This is a genomic window from Kutzneria kofuensis, from assembly GCF_014203355.1.
Lineage (GTDB): Bacteria > Actinomycetota > Actinomycetes > Mycobacteriales > Pseudonocardiaceae > Kutzneria > Kutzneria kofuensis.
This window is the reverse complement of sequence record NZ_JACHIR010000001.1, coordinates 959,149-972,651: the sequence shown is the minus strand read 5'-3', so window position 1 is coordinate 972,651 and position 13,503 is coordinate 959,149. Positions and strand designations below refer to the sequence as shown.

Here is a 13,503-nt window from a genome sequence, read left to right as displayed (position 1 = left end):
AAGATGGACAACAGCCCCGCGAGGGGCACCCGTGACCTGCTCCCGTCGGCCGTGGCCACCCGTGACCACGTGCTCGCGACGATCACGGAGGTCTACCACCGGTTCGGCTACCAGCGGATCGAGACGCCGGCGCTGGAGGACATCACCCGGCTGACCGGCGGCCAGGGCGGCGAGAACGAGAAGCTGGTCTTCCAGGTGCTGCGCCGCGGCCTGCCCGGCACCGTCGAGGCGGGGACGCCGCTGGCCGAGCTGGTCGACCTCGGCCTGCGCTTCGACCTGACCGTGCCGCTGACCCGGTTCTACGGCAACAACCAGGCGACGCTGCCGCTGCCGTTCCGGTCGTTCCAGTTCGGGCCGGTGTGGCGGGCGGAGCGGCCGCAGAAGGGCCGCTACCGCCAGTTCTACCAGTGCGACATCGACCTGATCGGCGAGCCGTCGGTGCTGGCCGAGGTGGAACTGATCGAGGCGACCGCGCAGGCGCTGGCCGGCGTCGGGCTGTCCGGCACCACCGTGCGGCTGTCCGACCGGCGCTTCCTGTCCGCCCTGGCCGCCGCGGTCGGGTTGGCGGAGGAGACGTGGTCCACGTTCTTCATCGGCCTGGACAAGCTCGACAAGATCGGGTGGGACGGCGTCCGCGCCGAGCTGACCGGGCGCGACCTGCCGGCCTCGTCGGTCGACGCCGCGCGGGAGCGGATCGAGGCGCTGACCGGGCTGTCCGCGGACAAGGTCGCCGACACGCTGTCGGACACCGTTCCGTCGCTGGACGACAGTGTCGTGGCCGACCTGGGCACGGTCGCCGGCTGCCTGGACGAGCTGTCCGGGCTCACCTGGGAGTTCGACCCGACGCTGGTGCGCGGCATGGGCTACTACACCGGGCAGATCTTCGAGGTCGGCCACCCGTCCGTGCCGTTCTCGCTGGCCGGCGGCGGCCGCTACGACAAGCTGATCGGCCGGACGCTGGGCAAGGACGTGCCGGCGTGCGGGTTCTCCATCGGCTTCGAGCGCATCGTCGACATGCTCGGCGAGCTGCCCCGCAAGGACAGCGTCGCCGTGCTGTTCGAGTCGGATGTGCCGCTGGCCAACGTCTTCCGGGTCGCCCGCGAGGTCCGCTCCGGCGGGCGCACCGCCGCCGTGCAGCCGCGCTCCGGCAAGTTCGGCGCGCAGCTGGGCCGGCTGGAGGCCGCCGGCTTCACCTCGCTGATCCACCTCAAGGCCGACACCGAGCAGCCGGAGGAACGGCCGCTCGGCAAGTGACGGCGCGCCCCGGCTCTCAGTGCCGGGGCGGTTCCTCGGCGCTGGCGCCCGGCGGGGGATAGGGCCGGCTCCGGAGTTCGGGCGGCGCGGACGGATGGCCGCCCGGAAGCTCGGGCGGTGGCGGCAGCCGGCGGGCCTGTCCCGGCGGTGGCTGCCGCCGCGGCGGCGTTGAAGGGAGCTGCCCGCGACGCGGCGCCACCTGGGTGTGCTGCTCGGATGGTGGCTGCCGGCGCGGCCGCTCCGGGCGCTGCCGGCGCGGGGCGTCCGTGGCCTGCTGCCGGTCCTCCGGTGGGCGCTGGGGGCGTGGCCGGCCCACGGCCTCGAAGCGTTCGGTCGGCATGTCGTCCGGGTTGACCCGCTTGCGGCGGACCGGCGCCACCGTCTCCGGTTCCGGGGCCTCGGGCGCTGGGACTTCGGGCGGGTCGACCTCCGGCGGGCCGACCTTCTCCTGCCTGGCGATCAGCGCCGCCAGGACGGTGGTGATCGGCACGGACGCCACCAGGCCGATGCTGCCGACCAGGGTCCGCACGATCTCCTGCGCCACCGTCTCGGCGGTCAGCAGGTCCGTCAGCCCGCGCCCGCTCGCCGAGTACGCCAGCAGCAGCGGCAGGCCCGCGCCGGCGTAGGCCATCACGAGGGTGTTGACGGAGGACGACATGTGGTCGCGGCCGATCCGCAGCCCGGCGGCGTACAGCTCGCGCCAGCCGAGCTTCGGGTTGGCCCGCCGCAGCTCCCACACGGCGCTGGTCTGCGTGACGGTGACGTCGTCGAGCACGCCGACGGAGCCGATGACGATGCCGGCCAGCAGCAGTCCGCGGGCGTCGATGCCGTGCCCCAGCACGGTGATCAGGTTGGCGGTGTCCTCGTCCAGACCGGTCAGGTCGGCCACCACGGAGAACAGCCAGCCCAGCACGCCGATCAGGCCGAGGCTGACCAAGGTTCCGACCACGGCCGTGGACGTCCGGGCGGACAACCCGTGCGTCAGGTACAGCACCAGGAACATGATCAGCGCCGCCCCGACGATGCCGACCGAGAGCGGGTCCTTCCCGGCAATCATCGCCGGCAGTACAAAAAGGACGATGACCACGAAGGTGAGCACCAGCGCGCCCAACGCCTTCAGGCCCTGCATCCGGCCCAGGATCAGCACCGCCGCCGCGAACAGCACACCCAGCAGCGCCAACGGGAAACCGCGCTGGAAGTCCAGCAACTGGTACGAAGCGGGATCGTTCGGATCGCCGCCGTTGTAGCCGAGCACCACCTTGTCGCCGACGGTGAACCGCGGCGTGGACGGCTCGACCGGCATCGGCTCGGTGATGTTCTGCCGGTTGTCCAGCTGCACGGTGATGGCCTCGCACTGCTTGGCGCCGCCACCCCCACCGCAGTCGCTGGCCACCACCTTCGTCACCACGCCGTGCTCGGTGACGGTCGGCCCGTCCACGGGCTTGCCCGCGGCCGCGTGGCCGCCCCACGGGTAGAGCAGTGCCGCGCCGACAACCGTCAGCGCGACCAGGGGCAGCAGCAGGCCCACGACCAGTCGGCGCACCCGGGCCGACGCCGGGGCCGCCGGTTCGTGGCCGTGCCCGTGCCCGTGGCTCATCACCACATCCTGACTGGTCCCCGCTTCGGACTCGCCGCGGGTGCCGTTCTCCATGCCGGTGCAGACTCCGGGACCACCTGTTCGGTTGCTCCGAACGCCGATCCGGTTGACGTTCGATCGAACATGTGTTCGACTGCAGGGGTGCGATGGGACGAGCAACGGGTGGACCGTGACGAACCTGCCCTGCTGGGACTGTCCGGCCTGATCAGGTCGGTGCGCTCGCCGGAGTTCGCCGGCGTGGTCTTCCACGAGGTGCGGGCCAGGACCGTGCTCAACCGGGTGCCCGGCGGCTCGCCGATGCCGTTCAGCTGGACCGTCAACCCCTATCGCGGCTGCACGCACGCGTGCGTCTACTGCCTGGACGGGCAGACGCCGATCCTGTTGGCCGACGGCAGCACGAAGCCGTTGGCACGACTGGAGGTCGGCGACGACATCGTCGGCACTCAGGCGGTCGGCGGGGAGCGCCGCTACGTCCGCACGAAGGTGCTGGCGCACTGGCGGACCACCAAGCGCGCCTACCGGATCACCCTGGACGACGGCACGGAGATGGTGGCCAGCGGCGACCACCGCTTCCTCGCCGCGGACGGCTGGCGGCACGTCACCGGCACCATGCGTCCACATCTGACGGTCGGCACGGAACTGGTCGGCACCGGGAAGTTCGCCTTACCGCCGGAGGAAACCGAGAACTACCAACGGGGTTACCTCTGCGGCATGGTGCAGGGCGGTGGCACGCACGGCTTCCGGGTCGCGCTGGCCGGCGCCGAGGGCATCGACCGCACCGAGCGCTACCTGTCCGAGCTCGGCACCTCGGCGGTGCCGGACGAACTGCCGCTCGCGCCCGGCCTCGACTGGCACAAGGGCCTGCTGGCCGGCATCTTCGACGCCCGCGGCAGCGTTCGCGACGGCGTGCCGCGGATCTTCACCCGGGACGCCCGGCTGCTGGACGCGATCTGCCTGGCGTTGAAGGAACTCGACTTCGACCACCACGTCACCGAGGACCGCCGGGCCGTCGTGCTGACCGCGGACCTGGCCGAGCGGCTGCGGTTCCGGCAGACCGTGGACCCGGCGACGGCCGGCCGGCTGGCTCTCGACGGCGAACTCGCGCCCGGTGCGAACCTGACCGTGACGAAGATCGAACGCCTGGACACCCGGCACCTCTACGACATCACCACCGGCACCGGCGACTTCGTCGCCGACGGCGTGGTGAGCCACAACTGTTCGTGTTCACTCTCGACACGCACACCTGGCGCGGTACCGTGTCGGTGGGATGGGAGTCGAGATGACCAGGACAAACGCTCGTCCGATGAGGACAGAGGACATCTTCCCTGAGGCCCTGTCGGAGGACAGGGCCTACCTGATCGATGGCGACATGTCGCGCCAACCTTGCGTGTTCTACTTCCGCAAGTCCATCGGTGACGACTTCGCTACCCAGGTCCTCCGATGCGTGCAATACGCGAGAAGTTCGGGACTGCGTCTTGATGCCTCGGTGGGAACCGATGGCGTCTATTACGACGACGATAAGTCGGGTTCCAAGGATATTGAGCGTCCGGGCTACAACAAGCTCATGTCAGACATCATGTCTGGCGAGTTGTCTGGACGCTTCGTTATCGTGCGGGATCAGGATAGGCTCAGTCGTAGGGAGTCCTCGGTTCTTGAGGAGTACCACGTAATTACTGACCTGTCGAAGGTTCGCACTTTCGATTCGTCCGGCCGGGAGATCAAAGACGATGTAACTACCGGCATCATCGCTGTGTTGAGCCGCTCCGAGTCTAAGATCACCGGCCATAGGCAACGAGCCCGGAAGGAACTTCGAGCCATTCAGGGTAAGGCTCCTGCTAGTCGAGTAAAGCGGATTGGCTACACGCTTGGCTATGAAGCTATCGACTGGGAAGAGGCTAAGATGTTGCGGCGTGCGCGCAAGAAGGTTGTTGCCGGACGGTCGCTGTCGAGCATCTGTAATGAAATGCGTGAACAAGGCGTCGTGAAGCCAAATGGCAAGCCTTACTTTGTTACCGACTTGAGTAGGTTGTTGCGCAACCCTGCCTATGCCGCATTGCGCGTATTTACACGAGACATCGAGGTTGAGGGAAGGGTTATTCCCAAGGGTGAAGTTGTCGCCAGGGGGAGTTGGCCAAGGATCTTTACGGAAGATGAGCACTATGAGGTAGTAGAGATTCTGTCGAAAAACAAGTCGTGGGCAACGGAGAAAGCGCCCAAGCATCTGCTGACGGGCATCCTTGTATGCGCTGAATGTGCCACGAAGATGGCGTACGGCCACAAGTACGGCAAGAAGCACAAGGACGGAACTAAGAAGCGTCATTACGTCTATCGATGCCAAAAACCGCGCGGCGGTTGTGGAAGTGTCTCCAGGAATGCCGACGCGCTAGAGAAGTTCTTCATCCAGTTGACCTACAAGGCAATCAAGCGTCTACCCGTTGTGGTTGAGAAGGTGGTAGACACAACCGGAAGTGAGATAGCTCGGCAACAGGGAAAGATTGACGATGCGGTGCAGGCTTTCAAGGATGACCGTATTGACATAGCTACTCTGGCGGATATTCGGCAGGATGCTCAGAAGAAGATTGATACACTAAGGAAAGAGCAAAAAGCTAAGCCTCAACCGTTGCCTCTAGACGATGCTGAGTCCTTCCTCAAGTCTAAGGACATCGGCAAGCAGCGAGACACTATTCGTAGGTTCTTTCCAGTCGTTGGTGTCAAAGCAGTCGGACAGGGCGTGAGATTCCACCCTGATCAGCTAGTCTTTCCCGAATAATGCGTAGACCGTACAAACCTTGAATTTCGCGCTTAACGGCGCTGCTGCTCCGTCTGGCCGCGTCAAGCATTGGTCGAACCACGACAATCGCGCGGACGCTTGCTGTATTCACACCTTCTTCACTGGATCAAGGCGGCCCCCTTGAGGGGGCCGCTCGGCGGCTCGTCGGGGCCTCGGCCTCCGGCCACCCCGCAAGCCGCGGTGAGGAATAACGGTCAGTCCTCGGCGGCGACAACTCGGCGGCGGGGACCGTGGGTGTCTGACGAACAGCCAACGCTAACCAACACCTTGAGGTGTGAACCCAGCTCCATTTCCTATGCTAAGCCTAACCACGGGCGGAACAGAGTTCGCTTCGAATCGCTGTGTTGTTGCCCCAGGAAATTCAATCGAATACAGGTTGGCTGCTGGAACTATGATTTGCCAGGAGAACTCACAGTAATATCTTGTGTTTGACTGCGGCGCGTGGCGTACGATTCCGGATTTAGGTGAGTCTAGGGCGACTGCTCCCAAAGTAGTGTCGGATTGATTCTTTACCACCACTTGCGCATCACCAGGGAATGCTCGGGTTCCGCCGTTAAATCCGGGTATTAAGTCCTGTGTCACTGCGCAGGATGCTCCATCCGTTACGCTGTTCTGAGTGAGCCACGCGCCGCCATGACTGTCAGTTAGAGCAACCACGCCATGTATCGTGGCCGTCCGATGGGCATCCATTTGCGACGTCGTGGCACATGCTGAAAGTGATAGCGCGAGCACACTGACTGCGACTGCTGAAGAGATGTTCCTCATATGGTCATCCTTATTCGTCGGAGCAGTAGCAGAACGTAGGTCGCTGAATCGACCTGTTGCGTTACCCTGTAGGTCGCGATCGAAGAAGCAGCAGGCCGGCGGCCTGCGCCGCCGAACAGAGTCAACGCAGCGCTCGCCGCGCGGCCGGTCTCCGGGATGGCGCGAAGCCCCTCCCTTGCGGTGTAGTAATGCCTGAGCACCCACTACTCGTTCACTGTTGACTTCCGTTTTCTGGAGGATTCTGATGGTCGAAAGGTTTGAATTGTCCCTGTTATCGTGCAGGCCGCAAGGAATATTCCAACCAGGCCGAAAATGATCCATGACCACCATGTTTGGATAAACCACATCCAGACCGGGATCCAGCCGAAAGTGCAAAGTAGAAATATAACTACACCTAAGTTGGACCATTCGCGACGCTTGTTAAGTCGTGCTCGCTCGCGAGAAACGAGAGCGGCGGCTTGCTCGTTCACTAGCGCCTGAAGATCTTGTTTCTGTGATTCGTTCAGTAGTGAAGGTTTTTCGTCGAGCTCCTTGAGTAACTCTTTGTTGCTGGTAAACGATGCTCGCAGCCTTCCGTCGCGCCGGTTCTGTAGTGCGCCAGCGACTGTTGGTCCCCCAAGTGCTGCGATGATCGTACCTAGGGCAGCTAGGAGCGGTGTAACGAAGTCGGCCACAGATCCCCCTTGTGTTCACAGCGTGGGCAAACTACGACATTACGAGAAATGCTCGACGCCAGTGTGTCTTCTCGTGGCCGTCGACGGATGCTCGCCATTCATAGCGTCCGGAGGGTAGTTGGATTCCTGGCGCGATGCCAAACGTGATTGGAAATGTAATAGGTGTACCGGCTGGTAGTCCTGGCGGTCGGCCAAATTCCATTTCGCCCTCGGCGAATATCTCTTGCTCGCCTGTTTCGGTCTGCTGTCTAACGGGATGTCCGTCCGCATTGACGAGGATGATCTTGGTGTGAACTCTTTGGTTTGTCTCGTTCCAGTCGATTTCGAAAAAGACTACGACAGCGTGAGGTGGAAGTGGTGCTTGCGTAGCTGTCCAGCCGAGCCCGAGTGCGCTGACCTTCTGGTCGTGGCTCACTTGAGCGGCATCGGCTAAGAGAATTGTAAGATCCATCGACTGTTCCTTGTGTGGGGAGTCCGTCGTTGCGTGGAAAATCGATTTAGTAGACCAGGTGTTACGTGCGCATGTCATATAGATGCTGTACTGTTATCGTCGCTTGCTTGTCGAGCTGGTGGACACCTTAGGGGTAGTCAAGATCATCTCCATACTTTTCCCCCATCAAACGATGGCAGACGACCGTCGTTGACCGTCTGTAGTGGACGTTCTCGTTTGCGAACGTTGCAGGCTGTGAAGTGTGGTGGAAGTCGTTGCGAGACAACGGCAAACCAGACCTCGAACCTGTCAGGTGTGGGTTGACTCGTCCCCAAGTGAGGTGAAGAACGAAGCTGGCCAGTGAGACACGTCGTCGCTGGAGACTGACGCGTGCTGCGCCTATGGTGCCGAAACTTTGCCGACCAGCGCCTGTGAGCACGCGTCAAGCCCGTGTGCACCTGTCGATGCACCGCAGTTGGGCCACTGTGGAAGCGTCTGATGCCGCAGTCAGCTTCGGAGCGGTCAAGATCAAACGGGTGAATGTGTCGTATGACACAGTTGAGGATGCTCTGATGCAGTAAGACATCTGGTCATGGTGGCAGCTCGAAGGCGTGCAACGCCGAGGAATCAGTATGACTGCTCAAGCTGCGGCGGGCGTCATAAGTACGGTTCTCGGGCCGGTCGGGAGTGCGGTAGGACTCGTCGGTCAACGATTTATGTACCGCCCGTGCCGACCCTTCAAACAACCCGAGTCAAACGACATCGTCAGCCGCAACCTGTCGGGAAATCGTTTATGGCGGTATCGCCACAACGTTCGAGTGGATCGCCGCAGCCCCATGGACGCCTGTCGCAGCGCCAAGTAAGTCGGGAACAGGCAAAGCGATCGCTCGCGTCGAGCCGCTTGGACGTCAATAACGAGGTGTTGACCTATATATTCAATCGAGATGGGTTTTATTCCGGATTGGCTGGGCGTCTGCTTGATCACGTGCCGATCTGGCATCGTGGTCGACGGCGTGGCCACTGGCTGTGCCTACGTCTCAATGGTCTTGCTAAAGGCGTGGATCCCGGAACCTACGCTGCGCAAATTCAGAAGCCGACACGAGACGGTCTGATAGCGTTGGGCATGCCGAGGTGCATGGCGAACGTGCTGGGCGCTGGTGCCGGACTCGGATTGAAGATCGCGCTAGGCCACACCCCCATTGCCCACTTGACGAACGCGTTGCGTGTGCTGATACCCCTAGTTTGCCCCAACTTGGATCAGTGTCCCACTGAAAAAGATGTGGTCAAGACGTTTGTGACACCGTTCCTGGCGGAGCAGTTGAAGGCGATGGCCTCAGGTGAGAAACCGGGAAGCGCATGAATATTGACGGCGTCAATTATGTCTACAGTTCGACACTGTCGGAGCGGTCTGCATTGAGCGATTAGTACTACAGCCGCACGGTGTGATACTTGTCGGCGTGTCGTGTTCACGGAGACCGCCGATGCGTGATCGACTTGGGTGTGCCGGACATGGAGCAGGACCTCACGGCCCTACCGGAGACGAACGCGGACGATCGCCTGGCGCGGTGGCGGGCAGGGTTCGAGGACATGTTCGCGCTGGTCGCAGGCCGGTTCGCACAGGCAGACTCACGCCACCGGGCCAGGATGTACCTGCTGGGCTTGCTGTCGGGCGCCGAGCGCAAGAACTCCTGGACGATCGCCGAGCAGGCCGGTGACCTGGCCCCTGACGGCATGCAGCGCCTGCTGAACTTCTACCGCTGGGACGCCGACGCGGTCCGAGACGACCTGCGGGACTACGTGCTGGACCAGATCACTGATCCCACCGGGGTCGTGGTCGCCGACGAGACCGGATTCCTCAAGAAAGGCACCAAATCCGCCGGTGTCCAACGGCAGTACTCCGGCACCGCCGGTCGGATCGAGAACTGCCAACTCGGCGTGTTCTTGACCTACGTGTCGGCCCGGGGGCGGGCGTTGATCGACCGCGAGCTCTACCTGCCCGCGTCCTGGACCGACGACCGCGAGCGCTGCGCGGAGGCCGGGATCGACGAGGATGTGGAGTTCGCGACCAAGCCCGTGCTGGCCCAACACATGCTGGCTCGCCTGCTGGAGGCGGGAAGGGACATCGACTGGTTCACCGCGGACGAGGCATACGGCGACAATCCCGGCCTGCGAACCTGGCTAGAAGACAACGACATCGACTACGTCATGGCCGTTTCCTGCGATCAGCGCTTCACCACCCCGAAAGGCGCTGTGCGGGCGGATGCGTTGGCTCGCAGCGCACCGCGCAAGGGCTGGCAACGCCTGTCGGCCGGTGAGGGCAGCAAGGGGCGCCGGCTGTATGACTGGCTGCTGCTGGACCCGGGCGCGGACGAGCACCTTCTCGTGGTGCGCCGGTCGATCAGCAAGCCGGACGAGTTGGCGTACTACATCTGCCACACCCGCCGTCCCGTGCCGTTGGCAGAACTTGTCCGGGTCGCCGGCAGTCGTTGGGGTGTCGAGGAAACCTTCCAGTTCGCCAAGAACGAGACCGGCTTGGACCACTACCAGGTCCGCAAGTATCAGGCGTGGTACCGACATGTCACGCTGTCGATGCTGGCCGCCGCGTTCCTGGCCGTGACCGCGTCCGCTGAACGCGACCGCGACGCAAAGGGGGCGTCACAGCCGGCCACGAGTGTTTGATCCCGTTGTCGTGCAACGAGATCAGACGTTTGTGGGCCATCCTGACGCGACCGACGCACCCCCGAGCGCACACTGATCGATGGTCGGACTGGCGGCGACTTCATCAGACCCACGCCCGGCGATGCCACTACCAGCGGCAACACCGCAAACATCACAGCCTGCGGCTGTAGTATTAGAGTGTAGAAGTCGAGAAAAACACCCCCTGATCTGAATGGTCAAGGGGTGTTTGCTTTACTCGAATATCGCTCGGATGTCTCTGGACTTGGTTTCGTCAAAGAATCCTCTAGCTTCCAATTTGGCTAGAAATCTGTCAGTCCAATCTATTTCCTCCGGGGTCATGGGTGGGAGGGTGCGGACCTCCCGATTTCCGTACTTGTCCGACACCGGGTTGATTCCCGCGCCTTCTGCTTCCTGATCATTGCTGTTTGCCTGGTACTGCGTCGGGTCGGCGGTCTGTGGTGACTGGGGAAGCGCGGTCGTCAGTTGTTGCTGTGCCAATTCTTCTGGCGTGGATGTCGGCCGCTGTCGGCTGACACGGTGCCTGCCGCGTCCTGTGGTACCCGTAGCGCGGTCGGATGCAGCATCGGCCGACGCAGGCGGTGTTGAGCGGCCCACGGCCCGTTTCAGTCGTCCTACGGGGGTGCCCTGTCGGTCAGGTCGGGTGCGGTCGGTCTGCGCCTGCTTCCCGCTGCTGTCCCGACTGCCGTCCGCTGAGGCGGGCGGGGTGCCATCCGGGCAGCGGTCGCCGTTGCCCGGCGTTGTGTGTCCGTCGCGTGGTGCCCCGTGGTGTTGACGATCATGGTCACTGCCCTTCCGTGGATGCCGCCTTGTCCTCGGTTGTGGATCATTGGCGGGGTAGTCGGTCAAAGGGGATCACCGCCCCTCTGCCCGTCGGCGGGGAACCAGGGAGAGAGCCGCACGTGGTCGCGAGTACCCGCGTCTCCGGCGGTTCAGCGGGTGCCCTGGTCAGCATCTCCCCACCTCCCCGAGTCATGTTTGCCCTGGTCAGCGCGGGGAGTTTCGGCGGGGGAGGTGGTGGGGAGAACTCCCCGCGTCCCCGACTGCTCCCCGGCCGCGTCCCCGTGCGTCTCGGCGGTGTCACGGCGTGCGAGCGCGGCCGTGACGTCGGCAGCGTGCACGGTCATCACGCCGTGGGACTTGCGCGCGGTGATGCCGTGATCGGCGAGCATCGAAGCCAGCGCGGCGAAGCTCCACCCGCTGTAGTGGTCGGGGTTGTGCTCCACCAGCCTGGCCAACACCTGCTGTGTCCGTACCCGATCCTCACGGCCCACCACAGCGGCGAGATCGGCCAACTCGTCCACCTCTGCCGGTGCGGCCGGTCCGATCTCCAGTCGTGCGCTGGATGCGATCGTGCGGCCCGCGTCATCGATCAACGCCATCGCGCGGGCGATGACTGGACTCACCTCGTCGGCCCCGTCCTCCAACGGCACGTAGAACGTGCGCACCAACTCGAAGGTCTCATCGGTGATGCCGACCGCGACGCACGTTCCCCTGTCGGTGTTGATGCGGAGCTCGGTCGCGCGGATGCCGGCCGCGTACTTGCCAGACCCCAACAGGCCGTCGTTGGCGACCTGATCGGCCACGGAGAACGCGACACCACACGAGATGTTGCGGGTGACCTCACGCGGGATGCTGTCCTTGGTGGGTGACTGAGTCGCCAGCAACAACACGATGCCGTACTTGCGGCCCCGCTTGATCAACCGAACGGCCAACTCCGCCGCCTTCTTGCCCAACCGGGGGTGTTGGAACAACTCGTGACACTCATCGATCCCGCACACCAACGGATGCAGCCCGAGCGCGCGCCGGTCGGCGAGCTTGCGGGACACCTTGGGCGGTCGGCCCGGCTGCTCACCGAGCACCTTGCCGCGTCGCTCCATCTCGGACAGAAGGTCCTCCAGTGCTCGCGTGGCCGCTTCGGCGACGCTGTCGTCCATGCCCATGTGGTAGCGGGCAAGACGCGGGGCGAACGGGTCGAAGTCGGGTGACTGGCCCATCACGAACACCCACAACTCCGCCGTGGGGTCCAGTGCCGCGCCCAGCAATAGAGTCCGCAGCGCGGCCGACTTTCCTTGTCCGGGCCTGCCGCCGATCAGCCAGTTGACGCCGATCAACGGGGCGTTGATGACCAGACCGCGTTGCGACAGCCCGAACGGGACACCCTCGAACAGGTCGACCTGTCCATCATGGACCAAGGGCCACTCGCCCGCTCCGCCCCGCAGAACGCCCTTGTCGGCGACCCACAGGTCAAGGATTCCGTCCTCGTCTCCCTTGGTGGGCCAGGTTTCCAGCGACGCACGCCCCAGGTTCGCGGCCAGCTTGGACCGACGCGCGGCCACCATGTCCGCGGTGACACCCATCGGCAACCTGATCTGCGCGAAGGTGCCGTCACCGTCTTTACGGGCCGCGACGGTGTAGACCAGCTCGCCACCGTCCTTGTAGAACCGATCGAGCGGACTGATTCCCAAGTGCGCCAACGCTTTGGAGATCATACGCTCATCGATCCACGAATCGGCGTCATCCCGGTCCGGTCGGACAAGCCAGCCGGCGCCAGGGGTCTTGTCCCGACCCTCGAACGCCGCCGCGACCACCCACACCACGGGCAACGCAGACAGCACAGCCGGCGCGACCACGACCAGCATCGACCACGCCGTGTCCAGTGCCGCATATAGTCCGGCCAGCCACGGCCACATCGCCGCGCGAACCATCCAGGAGTTAACCGCCCACAGCAGCACGGCTACCGGGCCGATGATCCGGGCCGTGATCACTAACCGTCGCACCACGATTCCGGCCTTGGCCCATCGCGCGGTGGCATCCGACCGGATCAATTCCTGAGCGGTCCGCCTAGTTTGGGCATCGCCGGCCAGCCGAGCGCGCCGGGCATCGGCGCGAAGGTCGGCATAGGTGGCCCAACTCCAGAACTTGACTAGCCACCGCCAGTTGCCCCGCAGCACGAACCACACCAGCCGTGCCACGTCGGTCGGTGCCTTCCGGGCGCGATAGGCGGTTACCGCACGCACGCGCTGACTGGTCGGTGAGTCCCACACCCGCCGCGCGTACCGGGCGACCAACCGCCCCACGAATCCGACCAGCCCGGCCAGTACCCCGGCAGCCACGCCCGCGCGGACCCTCTGATGTGGACTCAACACGGTGGTGGTGTGGGACCGGTCCTCGGCGAACTCCGCGTCGAACACCTTCCGTTCCATCGTGGCGGCCCCGCCGTTGACATGACCGTTCACAGACGACGCAGCGGAACCGTCCGGGCCGGTCCTGCCGTGCCCAGTTTCGTGACCGG

Annotated in this window: 9 protein-coding genes; 5 read left to right on the top strand and 4 right to left on the bottom strand. The window is 64.1% G+C overall.

Annotated features, from left to right (window positions below; translation table 11 throughout):
* The first annotated feature begins 3 nt into the window (after positions 1-3).
* Positions 4-1,254, top strand: a complete 1,251-nt coding sequence (gene hisS, locus BJ998_RS04390) for a histidine--tRNA ligase (RefSeq protein WP_221338437.1) — start codon at positions 4-6, stop codon at positions 1,252-1,254.
* 16 nt (positions 1,255-1,270) lie between these two features.
* Here hisS and BJ998_RS04385 read toward each other — a convergent pair whose 3' ends face one another.
* A complete protein-coding gene (locus BJ998_RS04385) occupies positions 1,271-2,905 on the bottom strand; it encodes a YibE/F family protein (RefSeq protein WP_184858694.1) in 1,635 nt (544 codons plus the stop codon).
* Between the two features lie 108 nt (positions 2,906-3,013).
* On the opposite strand from BJ998_RS04385, the gene BJ998_RS04380 reads away from it, so the two are divergent.
* Together BJ998_RS04380 and BJ998_RS04375 are read left to right on the top strand one after the other, a co-directional pair.
* Positions 3,014-4,180: an intein-containing protein gene (locus BJ998_RS04380; RefSeq protein WP_184858692.1), complete on the top strand. Its 1,167-nt coding sequence runs from the start codon at positions 3,014-3,016 to the stop codon at positions 4,178-4,180.
* Positions 4,155-5,621 carry a recombinase family protein gene (locus BJ998_RS04375; protein ID WP_184858690.1) on the top strand — a complete coding sequence of 489 codons (1,467 nt, stop codon included), beginning with the start codon at positions 4,155-4,157 and terminating at the stop codon, positions 5,619-5,621. Before BJ998_RS04380 ends, BJ998_RS04375 begins: the two co-directional genes overlap by 26 nt.
* 989 nt (positions 5,622-6,610) lie before the next feature.
* On the opposite strand, the gene BJ998_RS04370 is transcribed toward BJ998_RS04375, so the two are convergent.
* Positions 6,611-7,081: a hypothetical protein gene (locus BJ998_RS04370; protein ID WP_184858688.1), complete on the bottom strand. Its 471-nt coding sequence runs from the start codon at positions 7,079-7,081 to the stop codon at positions 6,611-6,613.
* 31 nt (positions 7,082-7,112) lie between these two features.
* A complete protein-coding gene (locus tag BJ998_RS49500; RefSeq protein ID WP_376775840.1) occupies positions 7,113-7,532 on the bottom strand; it encodes a DUF6941 family protein in 420 nt (139 codons plus the stop codon).
* 880 nt (positions 7,533-8,412) lie between these two features.
* Here BJ998_RS49500 and BJ998_RS04365 point away from each other — a divergent pair.
* The gene (locus BJ998_RS04365; RefSeq protein ID WP_246488516.1) at positions 8,413-8,871 is read left to right on the top strand and encodes a hypothetical protein; all 459 of its coding nucleotides are present in this window, start codon (positions 8,413-8,415) and stop codon (positions 8,869-8,871) included.
* 227 nt (positions 8,872-9,098) lie between these two features.
* Positions 9,099-10,190 (top strand): IS701 family transposase, encoded by a 1,092-nt coding sequence (locus BJ998_RS04360; protein WP_184860234.1) that lies wholly within the window; start codon positions 9,099-9,101, stop codon positions 10,188-10,190.
* A 950-nt stretch (positions 10,191-11,140) separates the two neighbouring features.
* Here BJ998_RS04360 and BJ998_RS04355 read toward each other — a convergent pair.
* Positions 11,141-13,414: an FtsK/SpoIIIE domain-containing protein gene (locus tag BJ998_RS04355; RefSeq protein ID WP_184858686.1), complete on the bottom strand. Its 2,274-nt coding sequence runs from the start codon at positions 13,412-13,414 to the stop codon at positions 11,141-11,143.
* Positions 13,415-13,503 lie beyond the last annotated feature (89 nt).